The 14,931-nt window shown below is 34.6% G+C and carries 16 protein-coding genes; 10 read left to right on the plus strand and 6 right to left on the minus strand.

What is annotated here, in order from left to right; all coding sequences use genetic code 11:
- Window position 1: 1 nt before the first annotated feature.
- Both ACMDB5_RS13555 and ACMDB5_RS13560 read right to left on the minus strand, forming a co-directional pair.
- Window positions 2-1,063, minus strand: coding sequence for an HlyD family secretion protein (locus ACMDB5_RS13555; RefSeq protein ID WP_413998793.1), 1,062 nt, complete (start codon window positions 1,061-1,063; stop codon window positions 2-4).
- A 2-nt stretch (window positions 1,064-1,065) separates the two neighbouring features.
- Window positions 1,066-2,400: a TolC family protein gene (locus tag ACMDB5_RS13560; RefSeq protein ID WP_413998794.1), complete on the minus strand. Its 1,335-nt coding sequence runs from the start codon at window positions 2,398-2,400 to the stop codon at window positions 1,066-1,068.
- Window positions 2,401-2,504: 104 nt separating this feature from the next.
- Here ACMDB5_RS13560 and ACMDB5_RS13565 point away from each other — a divergent pair, with 104 nt between their 5' ends.
- The 9 genes from ACMDB5_RS13565 (at window position 2,505) to ACMDB5_RS13605 (ending at window position 10,430) form a co-directional block, all read left to right on the plus strand.
- Window positions 2,505-3,317, plus strand: a complete 813-nt coding sequence (locus ACMDB5_RS13565; RefSeq protein ID WP_413998795.1) for a helix-turn-helix domain-containing protein — start codon at window positions 2,505-2,507, stop codon at window positions 3,315-3,317.
- Window positions 3,318-3,577: 260 nt separating this feature from the next.
- Window positions 3,578-4,012: a universal stress protein gene (locus ACMDB5_RS13570; RefSeq protein WP_413998796.1), complete on the plus strand. Its 435-nt coding sequence runs from the start codon at window positions 3,578-3,580 to the stop codon at window positions 4,010-4,012.
- A 237-nt stretch (window positions 4,013-4,249) separates the two neighbouring features.
- Window positions 4,250-5,146, plus strand: coding sequence for a DnaJ C-terminal domain-containing protein (locus ACMDB5_RS13575; protein ID WP_413998797.1), 897 nt, complete (start codon window positions 4,250-4,252; stop codon window positions 5,144-5,146).
- Window positions 5,143-5,436: a chaperone modulator CbpM gene (locus ACMDB5_RS13580; protein WP_413998798.1), complete on the plus strand. Its 294-nt coding sequence runs from the start codon at window positions 5,143-5,145 to the stop codon at window positions 5,434-5,436. The genes ACMDB5_RS13575 and ACMDB5_RS13580 overlap by 4 nt, the downstream gene beginning before the upstream one ends.
- Window positions 5,437-5,443: 7 nt before the next feature.
- Complete coding sequence (locus ACMDB5_RS13585; protein WP_413998799.1) at window positions 5,444-6,946, plus strand: thymidine phosphorylase family protein; 1,503 nt, start codon at window positions 5,444-5,446, stop codon at window positions 6,944-6,946.
- A gap of 6 nt (window positions 6,947-6,952) precedes the next feature.
- Window positions 6,953-7,819 carry a ribose-phosphate pyrophosphokinase gene (locus tag ACMDB5_RS13590; protein ID WP_413998800.1) on the plus strand — a complete coding sequence of 289 codons (867 nt, stop codon included), beginning with the start codon at window positions 6,953-6,955 and terminating at the stop codon, window positions 7,817-7,819.
- A 93-nt stretch (window positions 7,820-7,912) separates the two neighbouring features.
- Window positions 7,913-8,695 carry an MlaE family ABC transporter permease gene (locus ACMDB5_RS13595; protein ID WP_413998801.1) on the plus strand — a complete coding sequence of 261 codons (783 nt, stop codon included), beginning with the start codon at window positions 7,913-7,915 and terminating at the stop codon, window positions 8,693-8,695.
- Window positions 8,692-9,444, plus strand: a complete 753-nt coding sequence (locus ACMDB5_RS13600) for an ABC transporter ATP-binding protein (RefSeq protein WP_413998802.1) — start codon at window positions 8,692-8,694, stop codon at window positions 9,442-9,444. The genes ACMDB5_RS13595 and ACMDB5_RS13600 overlap by 4 nt, the downstream gene beginning before the upstream one ends.
- Before the next feature lie 8 nt (window positions 9,445-9,452).
- Complete coding sequence (locus ACMDB5_RS13605) at window positions 9,453-10,430, plus strand: MlaD family protein (RefSeq protein ID WP_413998803.1); 978 nt, start codon at window positions 9,453-9,455, stop codon at window positions 10,428-10,430.
- 63 nt (window positions 10,431-10,493) lie between these two features.
- Here the strand turns inward: ACMDB5_RS13605 and ACMDB5_RS13610 are convergent, their stop codons facing one another.
- Window positions 10,494-11,621, minus strand: a complete 1,128-nt coding sequence (locus ACMDB5_RS13610) for a cysteine desulfurase family protein (RefSeq protein WP_413998804.1) — start codon at window positions 11,619-11,621, stop codon at window positions 10,494-10,496.
- A 17-nt stretch (window positions 11,622-11,638) separates the two neighbouring features.
- Window positions 11,639-12,559 carry an EamA family transporter gene (locus ACMDB5_RS13615; protein WP_413998805.1) on the minus strand — a complete coding sequence of 307 codons (921 nt, stop codon included), beginning with the start codon at window positions 12,557-12,559 and terminating at the stop codon, window positions 11,639-11,641.
- A gap of 204 nt (window positions 12,560-12,763) precedes the next feature.
- Between ACMDB5_RS13615 and ACMDB5_RS13620 the strand changes: the two genes are divergently transcribed.
- Window positions 12,764-13,723: a hypothetical protein gene (locus tag ACMDB5_RS13620; RefSeq protein WP_413998806.1), complete on the plus strand. Its 960-nt coding sequence runs from the start codon at window positions 12,764-12,766 to the stop codon at window positions 13,721-13,723.
- A gap of 489 nt (window positions 13,724-14,212) precedes the next feature.
- On the opposite strand, the gene ACMDB5_RS13625 is transcribed toward ACMDB5_RS13620, so the two are convergent.
- Together ACMDB5_RS13625 and ACMDB5_RS13630 are read right to left on the minus strand one after the other, a co-directional pair.
- Window positions 14,213-14,764: a Smr/MutS family protein gene (locus tag ACMDB5_RS13625; protein WP_413998807.1), complete on the minus strand. Its 552-nt coding sequence runs from the start codon at window positions 14,762-14,764 to the stop codon at window positions 14,213-14,215.
- On the minus strand, window positions 14,757-14,915 hold the full coding sequence (locus ACMDB5_RS13630; RefSeq protein WP_413998808.1) for a hypothetical protein: 159 nt from the start codon (window positions 14,913-14,915) through the stop codon (window positions 14,757-14,759). The genes ACMDB5_RS13625 and ACMDB5_RS13630 overlap by 8 nt, the downstream gene beginning before the upstream one ends.
- Between the last annotated feature and the right edge of the window lie 16 nt (window positions 14,916-14,931).

Here is a 14,931-nt window from a genome sequence, read left to right on the forward strand (position 1 = left end):
ATTATAATTTAGGAATCAATACCTCAGCATTCATACCAGCTTTAAGGTTTTTAATTTTTTCTGACGCATCTGTCAAAAGTATTCTAACGGGGAATCTTTGTACTATCTTGACAAAATTTCCGGTGGCATTATCAGGAGGTAAAAGTGAGAATCGAGATCCCGTTGCCGGAGCAAGAGATTGTATCTTGCCATGAAAAATTTCTTTAGAATAGGCGTCTACTTTAATTTCTACTTCCTGGCCTTCTTTCATATTTGCAATTTGGGTTTCTTTAAAATTAGCTACAATCCATTTCCCTTGATCCTGATCTACTATAAAACCTAAGGTTTGTCCTTTTTGAATCAATTGTCCTACTTGTAGGGTTTTATCGCCCATAATTCCATCAGCGGGAGCGGTAATAACGGCATAAGTCAAATTGAGTTTAATATTATCTACTATAGCCTCTCTTTGTTGTACAGTAGCTCTGGCTACCGCCAATTGAGAATCGACATCGTTTATTTTTCCTTTTGCAGTTTTATACGTATTTTGAATAGCTTTATAATCTGCTTTTGCGATTTCAAAACTGGTTTTTATAGCTTCAAAATGTTGTTGTGTAACCGCCTCTTCAGCAAGAAGTTTTTTATACCTATTAAATTCCTGTTCTTGTTGCCATAATTTTGCTTTGGATGCGGCTATACTAGCCTCACTTACCGAAGCGCTGCTAGTTGTGGTTACAGTATTACTTTCTAACACCAGCAATGTTGCTTTAGCGGCACTCAACGCAGCTTGGGCTTCTTGCAATTGCATCAGAGTTTCGTTTTTATCAATTACCATCAAAGTATCGCCTTTATGCACTCTTTGATGATCTCTAAATTTAATTTCTTGCACAAATCCTGTAGTACGACTCAAAATTGGGTTGATATATTCCTCAACCTGAGCATCATTGGTTTCTTCGTATCGATACATTCTTATAAGTGCATAAACTCCATACACCAACAATACAATTAATACTAAAAAAGCGATACTATAAGTTATTTTGACAGTAATTCTATCAATGCGTTCATGTTTTTCGGTTACTGTAGCCATAATTATAGATCTCCTGTATTTTTTAAAAGTTGGTAATAATGTAATTGTTGCGCGGTTTTAGCTGAAATAAGTTCGAATTGAGCCTGTAATAATTGGGTATCAGCATCAAGCAAATCCGTTATTAAAGTCAATTGATTAAAATAAGTTTGATTTAGAATACGGTAGTTCTCCGTAGCTTGTTTAATATTTAAATGGAGTTCTTCTATTTTTTCCTGATCCTCCACATAATGCTTATATGCTTTGTTTATAGCCTTACGCAAATTATCTTGAACATTTTCCTGAGCTATTTTTTGTTCTTCATATAGAATTTTAGCTTCTTCTTCCTTGTGAACATCATGGTAAATGGAAGAAATAGAATAGGAAAGCTTTACTCCTACAACTCCTAATAAGTAAGGTGAGTTTTCATATGGATATAATTTTATCTGCGGATAGGAATAATTATAATCTCCAAATAAACCTATTCTTGGCAATTTATCCGCTTTTAAAGCAGTCATATTTAACTTGCTGAGTTCCACTTTTTGCTTTGCAATTTTCTGCAAAGGTGAATTATCTATCGCGCTATCAATATAATCAGAATAACTCATTATTTTTTGATCTTCCTGAAAGCCAATAGGATCAATAGGTTTCAACTTTTGCTCATCTGAATCTCCCATGAAGATATTTAATTCTTGCATGGCCAGTTGCGCATTATTTCGAATCTCAGTGAGGGCTGTTTTTTGTTTCGATAATTGTAATTGTGCACGCAGTAAATCACTTTTCAAAACGACTCCTCCAGTATGCAGTTTCTGAATTAACTTTAATCGTTCTTCATTCTGATAAATATTCTGTTTTACTAATTTTTCAAATTCTAAAAAAAGCTGTAATTTTAAATAAGTTTGGGCAACCTGATAATGAACAGACAAGCTAGTCTCTTCTTCCATATATTTAGACAGCTGTTGCTTTACAGTCTCTTTTTTGATATTTGTTTTAAGTTTATGACCATTATAGATTTCAAAATAAGCATCAATTGTTGCTCCATAAATGGAATGGTCTTCTAGTGGAATATAATCCGGATGATGTATAATACCATTGTTATAGATGGGAATATTTGCTAATTTTCCGTAATTGGCATTAAAACCTATTTCAGGAAGTTGTTTGCTTTTGGCGTTTTTCACGGCCTCAGCTCCTGATTCAGTATGCAATTGGTTCATTTTAATCTCCTTGCTGTTTACGGCAGCTTTTTCCCAAACTTTTTCCAAAGAAATAGGAATACTATCCTGAATAGTAACCTGAGCTTTGACTGATACAATAGCAAACAAGAATAAAGGCAATACTATTTTATACGGACTGGAATGCATATTTATTAATTAAATTAAAATGCAAAATTGCGGCATATTTTCAAGTCTTATTTTGTCAATTAAGCCATTTATTTGTTAATTTGAGCCAAATTAAAAATCAGCTTATGCCAACCCAAAAAGCGCTTTCTTTTTTAGAAAAAGTAAACAAATATCCTAAGGCTACTTATATATATCACTCCAAGATTGAGGAGCGCCTTTTGATGCACAGTCATAACAAACATCAGCTAACCTATGTAGAAGGAGGAGCAGTTTATCTAAAAACAAAAGACAATTCCTATTTCCTACCGGCGCGCCATTTTGTTTGGATTCCTGCAGGAATGGAACATTTTATTGAATTGAAATCATCAATAAGCATGATACGAAATATATACATTCCGCCTCCCATTTTAAATAGTAATGATTTTTTTGCAACAATGGGAATTTACCCTGCACCAAATTTAATTTTGGAAATGATTTTATTTACTGAGCACTGGAGTGGGAATATTTTTGAAAAAGAGAAAAACAAGTACCAATATATTAGAACATTAGGCAATGTAATTGCCGAAATGAGTAAAAATCCATTGCCGGTGGTACTTCCCACAACTACAAACGAAAGATTGAGACCCATCTTAGAACACATTCATCTTCAGGTAGATCAGCCCTTATTGCTGAAAAATATAGCTAAACTCTTTGGTTTTAGCAGTCGTAGTCTTTCGCGTTTATTTAGAACTGATTTAGACATTTCATTCCTGCAATATGTAAAACTCGCCCGAATTATCCACAGCATGGAGAAACTGCTGCAAACTCAAATGTCAATTAGTGAAATTGCTTATGCATCCGGTTATAACAGCCCGGCAACTTTTAGCAATACTTTTTATAATTTGGTAAAAGTAAGACCTGTAGATTTTAGAAAAGCAAATCGTGAAATTTCTGGATAAACCCTATTTATACAACTATATTAAAAGTCATTTTATATTTCGGAAACGGTTTAAAAAACAGTAAACCCAAAAAAAAATTTACATAAACAACTAACAATCAATACAAAAAAATCATTTTTATTGCAATTTATCACCTGAAAATTGATTAAATTTGATAGTGTAACAAAACCAATCAATTTCAATATTTTGAATAGTAAATTGGTAATTGGGTCTATGTTTTTAAAGCATTATAAAAACACCAGAATTAATGCAAAAACGACATGAATGATATAAAAAAGGTTTTAATCGCAATTGATAATGAACCAACTTCAGAAAAAGTTGCTTTATATGGTTTTCAGTTAGGATTTCGGTTAAACTGCGAAATTGCATTAATAAGTGTTGTTGACACAACAATGCTTGTAACCGAAAGCACCCTTACTCCGATGGAATTTGTGCAAATCATAAAAAACGACTGCAAAAAAAACCAACAGCTGTTGATTGACAATGTTTTTAAAGATTACAAAGTTTGGTCTTTTATTAAAAAAGGAAAGCCATATGAAGTCATTTTAGATGTTGCCAAAGAATGGGATGCAGATGTAATAGTTATAGGCACACATGGAAGAACTGGCATATTACGTCTACTTTTAGGTAGCGTTGCGGAAAATGTATTAAGGCATTCTGAAAAACCGGTATTTATCATTCCAACTAAGTCATGATTAAAAAGCGACATTCCTGTTAGAAACAATCCGCAGATCAATTTTAAAAACTGTTAGACAGGTTGATTATTTTAATTTTAGACTTTAGGCTAATTTATTTACCGAACAAATGAAGATTGCTATAAATTTTATGATTGTAAGCAATTATAAAAAAATAAAAATAGTAGTTAAGCCTAATTGCAAGCCATAGCTTCGTTTTTCGAAATTTCATATTCAAAAATTAGATACAAATATAAAATGGCATTTATAGACTACTACAAAATATTAGAAGTGGATAAAAAAGCAACGGAGGCCGAGATAAAAAAAGCATACCGAAAACTGGCCAGAAAATACCATCCCGACTTAAATCCTAACAATAAGGAAGCTGAAAAAAGATTCAAAGAAATCAATGAAGCCAATGAAGTGTTGAGCCATGCCGAAAATCGTAAAAAATACGATGAGTATGGAGAGAATTGGCAGCATGCCGAGCAATTTGAAAAATCAAAAAGACAACAACAGCAAAGCGGTAGTCAGTACGGGGATTTTGGCGGTTTTAGCGGTGGCGGAGACTATTCTGATTTTTTTGAATCCATGTTTGGAGGACGAGCCTCAAGCGGTGGCGGGCGCCGGAGTACCCAATACAAGGGACAGGATTTCAATGCTGAATTACATCTTGACTTAAAAGAGGTCTATGCTACGCACAAACGCACCCTAACCATCAACGGGAAAAACATTAGACTCACCATTCCCGCAGGAGTAGAAAATGGGCAAATCATAAAAATAACCGGACTTGGTGGCGAAGGAGCCGGAGGCGGTCCAAAAGGCGATTTATACATTACTTTCTCGATAGAAAACCACACTAATTTTAAACGCGATAAAAACAACCTATACACAAGTGCTGATTTAGATTTGTTTACCGCAGTTTTAGGTGGCGACATTACCGTAGATACTTTTGACGGAAAAGTAAAACTGAAAGTCCCGCCAGGAACTCAAAACGGTACAAAAGTAAAACTGAAAGATAAAGGCTTCCCTGTTTATAAAAAAGAAGGAGAATTTGGCGATTTATACATCAGCTACCAAATTCAGATTCCCAAAAATCTTACTGAAAAAGAAAAAGAATTATTCATAGAACTTTCTAAGCTAAGAACAACATGAGTACAAAAAACTTTATTGCCCTAAACACCCTATCAACTCATTATAAAATGGAGTTGTCTTTTTTTGATAACCTAAACGAAATTGGATTAATAGAGATTCAAACCTTCGATCAAACACAATATGTACATCAAGATTCTATTTACGAAATTGAAAAAATAATTCGGATGCATCAGGAATTAGACGTCAATATTGAAGGTATTGATGTTGTATTTAATTTGCTTCAAAAAATTGATACTTTAAAAACCGAATTGCTTTTGGTTAGAAACCGATTGCGTTTGTACGAAAATTAAAAACAGAATGATTAATACTTTTAACACTCTAAAACTTGTTCAGCTTGGTATTGACACACAAAAAGAATTTGTTGTGTTTATGCGCAAAGACTGCCATATTTGCAAGTCAGAAGGTTTTGAAGCACATAATAGAGTATTAGTGACCGTCAAAGGAAAATCAATCATTGCTACTTTATATATTATCACTGACGGAATTTTAAAAAAAGGGAAAGCCGGATTATCAAATAGTGCGTGGAGCCAATTAAATGCCATTGAAGAAGATGAAATCAGTTTCGCACATGTTCAGCCTGTCGCTTCAATGGGATGCGTTCGATCTAAAATGTATGGCAAGAAATTAAATAAAATAGCGTTTCAAAACATTATTAATGACATTGTAAAAGGACAATATTCTAATATTGAGATTGCCTCTTTTATAACTTCTTGTGCCGGTGACAATCTCAATATTCAAGAAATTATTGGGCTTACGGAAGCAATGGTTAATTCAGGACAAAAACTATCTTGGATTAACAAAATTGTTGTAGACAAGCATTGTGTAGGCGGACTTCCTGGAAACCGAACCACACCTATAGTTGTATCCATCATTGCTCAGGCCGGACTCACAATTCCTAAAACTTCTTCCCGCGCCATAACGTCCCCGGCTGGAACCGCTGATACTTTAGAAACCATGACTACGGTAAATCTAGACCTCAAAAAAATTAAAAAAGTGGTAGAAAAAGAAAACGGCTGTTTTGTATGGGGCGGCTCTATAAAACTGAGTCCTGCCGATGACATTTTAATTCGGGTAGAAAGAGCTCTCGACATCGACGGTGAGGGACAAATGATTGCATCGGTATTATCAAAAAAATCAGCCGCCGGATCCACCCATGTACTTATTGACATTCCTATTGGGAAAACCGCAAAAGTAAGAACCGAAGAAGATGCAGAGAAACTAAAATATTATTTTACCGTTGTGGGAAAAGCACTTGGACTTGAAGTAAAAGTACTTCTCACAGATGGTTCACAACCTATCGGCAGAGGCATTGGTCCCGCATTAGAAGCCATGGATGTGTTAAGTGTATTGCGAAACGAAAACGAAGCGCCACAAGATTTAAGAAACAAATCCCTTCTTATTGCTGGTAGTATCATAGATTTAGCAAACAACCAAAAAAATGGAAATGGATTTATATCCGCCGAGCGAATACTCTCCTCAGGAAAAGCTTATGAAAAATTCATCGCTATTTGCAAGGCTCAGGGCGGGTTTAGAGAACCCGAATTGGCAGCATTTAAAATGGATATACATGCCGAAAAACCCGGTATTATAACCGAAATTGACAATCGTAGACTCGCAAAAATAGCTAAGCTTGCTGGGGCTCCACATGATCCTAAAGCAGGTGTATTACTCCATACTCCCTTAAAAACAAGAGTAGATAAAGGAGATCTTTTATTTTGTATTTATGCAGAAACGGAAGGCGAATTGAATTATGCCATAGAATACCTAAAAACGGAACAGGACATTATTTTAATCCAATAAAATACGATGAAGAAGCTATTTTTTGCTTTGCCTGGAAATGAAAAGCTCATGGATTTACTTCTCCAAAAACAAGATGGCGAAAAAGGGAAAGTTGAAATCCATCAATTTCCAGACGGAGAAACCTATGTCCGAATATTATCTGATGTTAAGGATAAAGAAGTTATCTTGGTATGCACCTTACACGAACCCGATTCTAAATTATTAGCAGTCTATTTTTTGGCAAAAACTGCAAAAGAATTAGGTGCCAAAAGCATTTCTCTTGTTGCCCCTTACCTAGCCTATATGCGTCAGGACAAAGTTTTTAATCCCGGAGAAGCGCTAAGCTCTACCTATTTTGCCAGACTTATTTCAAGCTTTATCGATACTCTAATCACAATTGATCCGCACTTGCATCGAAGAAGTAGCTTATCCGAAATTTATACGATTCCTACAAGATTGGGACATGCTGCTGACCACATCTCTACATGGATTAAAAATAATATCGATCGTCCCTTATTGATTGGTCCAGACAGCGAAAGCGAGCAATGGGTTTCAGAAATCGCAAAAAATGCCGAGGCGCCTTATGTCGTTTTAACAAAAATACGCCATGATGATGTTAATGTAACAGTTTCTGTCCCTCACGTCGATAAGTATAAAGAATACACTCCTATCCTCATAGATGATATCATTTCAACAGGACATACGATGATTGAAACCATCAAACATCTGAAAATTGTCGGGATGAAACCACCTATTTGTATTGGCATTCATGCCGTATTTGCCGGAAATTCTTTTGAGGAAATAAAAAATTCCGGTGCCAAAGAGATAATTAGTTGCAACACCATTCCTCACGAAAGCAATCGCATTGATATTAGTGATTTATTAATTGTATAATCAAAATTCAAAATCTCAAAATAACTGATAATAAGCATAATAACCGTATATTTGAGTAGGCTTTTCTTGCTGAAAATTAATTCATGATACCAAATGAATACCAATTTTAAAATAATAGAAATATTCAAATCTTTCTTACTTGAAATTGGTGAACTCTCTTTCTTTGCCGGTCGTTTTTTTAGAGAGGCATTTAGACCTCCGATGGAATTTAAAGAATTCCTGCGCCAATGCTACAATATGGGAAATCGTTCTTTGCTTCTTGTTACGGTAACGGGTTTTATTATTGGTTTGGTTTTTACCTTACAATCGCGTCCTACACTCTTAGAATTTGGAGCAGTTTCTTGGATGCCTTCTATGGTAAGCATTTCAATTATTAGAGAAATAGGTCCTATTATTACCGCTCTGATTTGTGCCGGACGTATTGGCTCGGGAATTGGTGCAGAATTAGGTTCTATGCGAGTAACGGAACAAATTGATGCTATGGAAGTATCTGGTACAAATCCATTCAAATATTTAGTTGTAACTCGAATTTTAGCCACCACTTTGATGCTTCCCTTATTGGTTTTCTTTGGAGATGCTGTTTCTCTTTTTGGTTCTTATCTGGTAGAAAATATCAAAGGAAATGTCTCATTTTTGCTGTATTTCAATAAGGTTTTTAATGCATTAGAATTTGGTGATTTATTTCCCGCAACCATTAAAACATTCTTTTTTGGGTTTGCCATAGGATTAGTGGGCTGTTTTAAAGGATATTATTGCAAAAAAGGTACTGCAGGTGTTGGTTTGGCTGCTAACTCGGCCGTTGTATTTACTTCTATGTTGCTTTTTATTATTGATTTTATTGCTGTTTTTATAACTGATATTTTTTATAATTTATGAAAACCGAATTACAAAATAAAGAACCAATTATAATAATCAAAGACTTGAAAAAGAGCTATGGTGATAATCATGTTTTAAATGGTTTCAACATGGTTTTGAATGAAGGCGAGAATCTGGTTATCATGGGCAAATCCGGCTCAGGTAAATCAGTAATGATTAAATGTCTGGTAGGCCTTGAACAACCCGATAGTGGCTCGATAGAACTTATGGGCAAAAATATAAGCGAACTACATCGATCCGAATTAGATGAACTTCGAACAGAAATTGGCTTTCTCTTTCAGGGAAGTGCACTTTATGATTCTATGACCGTTCGAGAAAATTTAGAATTCCCTTTGCGACGCCACACTAAAAAATTTGGAGTTCTAAAAGACACCACTCCTATGGTTATGGAAGCACTTGAAAACGTAGGTTTGGCGCGTACTATAAATTTAATGCCCGAAGAACTTTCGGGTGGAATGAAGCGCAGGATTGCCCTTGCCAGAACCTTAATTCTTCAGCCTAAAATTATTCTTTATGACGAGCCTACAACAGGGCTAGATCCCATAACCGCAAAGGAAATACTAATCTTGATGAAAACTATCCAGCAAAAATACAATACTTCATCACTTATCATTACCCATGATGTGGACTGTGCCAGAGTGATTTCGAACAGAATGATTTTACTCGTTGATGGTATTAATTATGCCGAAGGTACTTTTGAAGAGCTATCCATTTCAACAGATCCTAAGGTACAGGCTTTCTTTAAATAAGTATAGACATGGAAAAAACGACAACACAAAAAATAAAACTGGGACTCTTTGTTATTATTGGTCTGATCATTTTTATTTTAACAACATATCTCATTGGCGATAAGCAAAAGATGTTTGGAAAAACCAATCATTTAGAAACCGTTTTCACTAACGTAAATGGCTTACAAATAGGCAACAATGTACGTTATTCAGGGGTAAACGTAGGGACAGTTCGTGCCATAGAAATGGTTAATGACACCAGTATTAAAGTAGATATGATTATCGATAAAAACATATTTAAACACATCCGAAAAGATGCCGTAGCCACCATTGGCTCTGATGGATTGGTGGGAAGTATGATTATAAACATTATCCCCGGAAAAGGACTTAAACCAACTGTTGAACCAGGGGATAAAATTCCTTCTTTTGACCGTATTCGAACGGATGATATTTTAAATACGCTTAGTAAAACCAATAAAAATGCTGCAACTCTTACCGAAAATTTACTTAAAATAACTGCCGATATCAATCAAAAAAAAGGAGCCGTTGGCCTATTAATTAGTGATATTGAAATGGCAAAAGATCTGAAAGAGACCTTGCATTATTTAAAAATTTCAGGAATGGAAACCTCGAAATCAGTGACAAATTTAAACAAACTCATCATTTCTTTGGACAGTAAAAATAATGTGATTGGCATCTTGAAAGATACCGCTGTAGCAAATAAAATCAAGAACATTGTTGTTAATCTAGATAAATCAAGCACCGAAATAGATAAGGTCGTTACAAACCTAAACAAAACTGTTTTAAACATTAAAGAAGGAAAAGGAGCTATCAATTACCTTGCAAACGACCCGAATTTAGTGCAAAACATAGACTCTACGATGACTAATATAAATCAAGCCAGCAAACGTTTAAACCAAAACCTGGAAGCTTTAAAACACAATTTCCTTCTTAGAGGTTATTTCAAAAAACAGGAAAAAGCAAAATTGAAAGAACAGAAAAAATAAACTGTTCCTTAATATTCGACCAATATAAAATGAAAAAATCCGCTTCAAAGCGGATTTTTTCATTTATTTAATACTCTTTAAACCGTCAATCAGCAAATCAATATCTTCTTTTGTGTTGTAATGGCTAAAGGAAATTCTCAGACTTGGTTTTTTCAAATCCTCATCAGAGAGCATCTCGGCCAAAACATGCGAAGCTTTAATACTTCCGCTTTGACAGGCACTGCCTCTTGAAACGGCAATCCCTTTCATGTCTAAATGAAATAGAATCATCGCCGTTTTATCGTCTGAAAAAGGCAATAAAACGTTCAATATATTGTAAAATCCGTTAGGGTTTCCATTGATAGAAAAGCCGGGGAATTCAATTTCAAGCCTTTCGATCAAATAGCTTTTTAAATCCGAAATATGATTTCTCTCCGTTTCTAAATTAGTATAGCAAAGTTCTAATGCTTTTGCCATTCCCGCAATTTGGTGTACCGCTTCGGTTCCGGCTCTCAGTCCTTTTTCCTGTTCGCCACCATAAAACAAAGGCTGTAAACCCGAATTTTTTCGAACAAAAGCAAAACCAACTCCTTTCGGAGCATGAAATTTATGTGCGCTGGCAACAATGAAATCAACCGGAACTGTTTGCAAATCGATTGTTGTTTTTCCAATTGACTGAACCGTATCCGAATGAAATAAGGCATTATATTGCTTGCATATTAGTCCAATTCTATCTAGATCTAAAAGTGTCCCAATTTCGTTATTTACATGCATCAGGCTTACCAAAGTCTTTTTTTCCTGGGAAAGCAATTCGGATAAATTGGTAATATCAATTTCGCCATTCGGTCTAATTGCTACAAAATCAACCTGAATTCCGTACTCTTTTTGCAATGCCAAGACAGTGTACAAAACAGCATGATGCTCAATTTTACTAGTAATTATGCGTTGTACCTTTAAATCTTTGACTGCTGACCGCAAAATCCAATTATTAGCTTCGGTACCGCAAGAGCTAAAAATAATTTCCTGAGCCGAAGTATTCAGTTGCTTGGCAATTGATTTCCTGGAAAGTTCCAAAATACTTTTGGCATTGCGACCAAAACTATGTGTTGACGATGGATTTCCATAATCTTCAGCCATCACCTTAGTTATTTCCTGGATAACTTCCGCGCGGATTGCTGTGGTGGAGGCATTATCGAGATATACTTTTTTCATTGCTGCTAATTAGAAAATTATTTATGTGAATTGTTTATTGCTGTTGTGCTTTTGTTTTTTCTAGAAAAAAGTATTTTTTCATTAAAAACTACAATCGAAATCAAAATTAAGAAATAAGAAAATACCTGTAGCAAAGTCACTTCCTCTTTGTAATAAAGTATGGCTAATAAAAATCCGATGATTGGATTAATATAAATCATAATTCCTACTGCTCCTGAATTGATTCCTTTGAGCGCAAATAAATTTAAGAACAAAGGAATAATCGTAAAAAACACGACTATAAAAAACAGACAGCTATAAAACAAAGGTTCAGTGGGAACTGGACCGCTATATTCTGGGTAAAACGGAAGCAAAATAACTGCCGTAAAAACCAATTGTATCGTTAGAGCCAAAAACTTGTCCAATTCGCTGTTTTTTCTTTGGCTTACCAAATACAAAGCATAAGTTGCTGCTGTAATGAGGCTATAAAAAATATCTTCAAAATGATTCAACGATAATAAAACGCAGCTGACTGCACTTATCATTACAGCAACCCATTGCCATTTACTAAGCTTTTCTTTAAGCATAAAAAAAGCAAAAACAGTCGTCAGAATCGGACAGATCAAATAAGCCAAAGAAGCTGCTTTAACGCTGATATTATTCATCGCATAAATAAATACAAACCAGTTTGAAGAAAGAAACACCCCACCTCCTAAAGTCAACAGAACAACATTTTTTCGCTGTTTTGGACTCATGTTTTTAAAATGATTCCAATTTGATCGTATTACATTTCTTCGAAAAACAAGATTAATAAAAACCATTGCTGTGACACTAAAAAAAACACGGTAAAATAAAATATCCAAAGAAGGATAACTATGTAAGGGTTTTAATGCTAAACTAAAAAATCCCCAGATAAAAAAAGCTAAGAGCGCTGCAGAATAATATTTATTAAGTCTCATTTTGGTATTTAATTGGCACAAAGGTAATGATTTCTACCGGCTTTGAATTATTACAAAGATTGCTTTGCAACAAAATTCGATCAATACTATTGATTGTTCTTATGTGAAATCGAAGTATTAATCATCCCTTAAATTCTATGTTTTTGGACAGGAATGCATTTGAAACAAATTAAAAATTCTATTTTTGTTTCAAATATTATAAAAATGAAAAAAGTTGTAAGCCTAATGTTTTTTGCATTGTTATTGAACAGCTGTGACGACGGTGATTTAATTCAAGAAGATATTAGTTTTGAAGATGCTAGCACGCAAAGTTGCAGCACAAATAACATTATCTACAAACTAAAAGAAAAAGAAGCATTACTTCTTGAAATCCCAAAAAGTTTCTTTATAAATGAACCTTCTTTGGCCAATACACCAATTTCGATAGACATCAACAACAGCAATCGTGTCGTTTATCGTTTTTATAATGGAGCAGTTGCAGTTGATAACATTTGTGAAACTATACCTCCGGCCACTCCAATTGTAACTGACCAATGGAATGCCACTGCCGGAAAAATACAAATATTCACTACCGCAATCAAAACTGTTAATAGCACCGATAATAGCTCAAAAATTACGGGGTACAATCACAACATTGTTTTCAAAAACATCACTTTTGCCAAAAATAATGGGACTCAGGTATACGAAACTTTTCCTTTTGGCAATTATGTTACACCTGCTACACCTTTACCACTACTCTTTGACAAGACAGTGGAAAAATGCAGCGCATCTAACTTAATTTATAATTATACCACTAGCGAAGCTTTAACATTGGATATAGATCCTGAATTAATTGTTAACGCTGTAACGGCTCCAAATACTCCAAGAAAAGGAATCATTGGCGCTAGCAAAAATGTTCTTATTTATCGCCTATTTTCTGGTCTTCTTACCGCCGATTATTTTTGTAATACCACAACACCTGCAACTCCAACAATAAGCCAACAATGGAATGCCGTAGCTGGTGTAACTGATGCAAGCGGGATCATAGAAGTTACTACAACCACAAATGGACCGAATAATTTTAAGCATACAATTGTACTTAAAAATGTAACTTTGAAGAAAGGAAATAACGATTTTTCATTAGGTGACAACTATCTTTATGGCGACTTATTAATGTCAAATTAAGCCGCTATTTTCTTTAAAAAAACCCATAAAAAAGTCCCGTTTTGTAACCCAAAACGGGACTTTTTTATGGCACAATTTCAAGGCTATTATTTGCTGTTTTACCTGATAAAAACTTCGGTTGTAGGTAAGTCCTATTTTTGATAATTGGCATCCTGAAAAACAATATTACCATATTGTTTTAACAAAAAATAAAGCACGGATTTTAAGATTCCTTCACCAACTTCGTGGATACAAAAATCTTCGAAATGCGATTGCGAATGACAAATTCGATATGCAATTTGTCCGTTTCACATTGCAAATTTCGAATGCCAAAATTAGATATATCTTGATTATTGAGAAGCAATTTTTGAAGCTATAAATAGTACTTCAGGCAATAAATTTCATTTTTACATTTGCGTTATTTGACAACAATTTCTTGTGAAAAAAGCATAAAAAAAGGCCCCATTTGCAATTACAAACGGGACCTTTTTTGACACAATTTAAAGCCTACTATTTGCTGTTTTGCTTGATATAAACTTCGGTTGCGCCTAAACCATATTTTTGATAATTGGCATCCTGAAAAGCAATATTATCATATCGGCCTAACAAAAAATCAAGCTCCGCTTTTAAGATTCCTTCGCCAACTCCGTGGATAAAAACAATCTTCGGGATGCGGTTGCGGATAGCAAATTCGATATGCCTTTTTGCCGTTTCCGATTGCAAAGTTAGAATATCATAATTTGACATTCCGTTCTTATTAGGAACCAATTTTTCAATATGCAAATCGAACTCCGGAGCCGAAACTTCATTTTTTTCTTTGCGTTCTTTAACAAAACTCCTTGGTTTTGGAATCTCTTTTTCCTTTGCAACTTTATCTATATCAATTCTTTTAATGGAATCCATTAAGTTACTGGAATTGTTTATTTTAAGTAACTCATTGACAAAAAATGTCATCATGAATCCGTCCTCTGTTTCTATCGTTACCTCCTTATCTTTTGTCGATACTACCACTCCGTTGATTGCTTCATCAAGCACAGTAACCTTGTCTCCTTTACTAAACATCTTTCTCTTCTTTTTCTTGATTTTTACTTGGCGTTTTAGCACTTAATCGCATCATCCCAAACATAAAAACGACTATCGCTACCACCGTTACATATACATTTTTCTCTGTACTTACCTGCTCAAAAAAAGCAACAAGTATTGCTAGAACCATTATTAGAATTACAATT

It is taken from the genome of Flavobacterium sp. W1B (assembly GCF_047344965.1).
Lineage (GTDB): Bacteria > Bacteroidota > Bacteroidia > Flavobacteriales > Flavobacteriaceae > Flavobacterium.

Bases quoted from the DNA above. Each gene is read 5' to 3' on its own strand.
- ACMDB5_RS13620 (WP_413998806.1), top strand. From the start codon at position 12,764: ATGAAAAAAGTTGTAAGCCTAATGTTTTTTGCATTGTTATTGAACAGC.
- ACMDB5_RS13605 (WP_413998803.1), top strand. From the start codon at position 9,453: ATGGAAAAAACGACAACACAAAAAATAAAACTGGGACTCTTTGTTATT.
- ACMDB5_RS13615 (WP_413998805.1), bottom strand. From the start codon at position 12,559: ATGAGACTTAATAAATATTATTCTGCAGCGCTCTTAGCTTTTTTTATC.
- ACMDB5_RS13590 (WP_413998800.1), top strand. From the start codon at position 6,953: ATGAAGAAGCTATTTTTTGCTTTGCCTGGAAATGAAAAGCTCATGGAT.
- ACMDB5_RS13575 (WP_413998797.1), top strand. From the start codon at position 4,250: ATGGCATTTATAGACTACTACAAAATATTAGAAGTGGATAAAAAAGCA.
- ACMDB5_RS13625 (WP_413998807.1), bottom strand. From the start codon at position 14,764: ATGTTTAGTAAAGGAGACAAGGTTACTGTGCTTGATGAAGCAATCAAC.
- ACMDB5_RS13555 (WP_413998793.1), bottom strand. From the start codon at position 1,063: ATGGCTACAGTAACCGAAAAACATGAACGCATTGATAGAATTACTGTC.
- ACMDB5_RS13560 (WP_413998794.1), bottom strand. From the start codon at position 2,400: ATGCATTCCAGTCCGTATAAAATAGTATTGCCTTTATTCTTGTTTGCT.
- ACMDB5_RS13585 (WP_413998799.1), top strand. From the start codon at position 5,444: ATGATTAATACTTTTAACACTCTAAAACTTGTTCAGCTTGGTATTGAC.
- ACMDB5_RS13595 (WP_413998801.1), top strand. From the start codon at position 7,913: ATGAATACCAATTTTAAAATAATAGAAATATTCAAATCTTTCTTACTT.
- ACMDB5_RS13570 (WP_413998796.1), top strand. From the start codon at position 3,578: ATGAATGATATAAAAAAGGTTTTAATCGCAATTGATAATGAACCAACT.
- ACMDB5_RS13580 (WP_413998798.1), top strand. From the start codon at position 5,143: ATGAGTACAAAAAACTTTATTGCCCTAAACACCCTATCAACTCATTAT.
- ACMDB5_RS13630 (WP_413998808.1), bottom strand. From the start codon at position 14,915: ATGGTTCTAGCAATACTTGTTGCTTTTTTTGAGCAGGTAAGTACAGAG.
- ACMDB5_RS13600 (WP_413998802.1), top strand. From the start codon at position 8,692: ATGAAAACCGAATTACAAAATAAAGAACCAATTATAATAATCAAAGAC.
- ACMDB5_RS13610 (WP_413998804.1), bottom strand. From the start codon at position 11,621: ATGAAAAAAGTATATCTCGATAATGCCTCCACCACAGCAATCCGCGCG.
- ACMDB5_RS13565 (WP_413998795.1), top strand. From the start codon at position 2,505: ATGCCAACCCAAAAAGCGCTTTCTTTTTTAGAAAAAGTAAACAAATAT.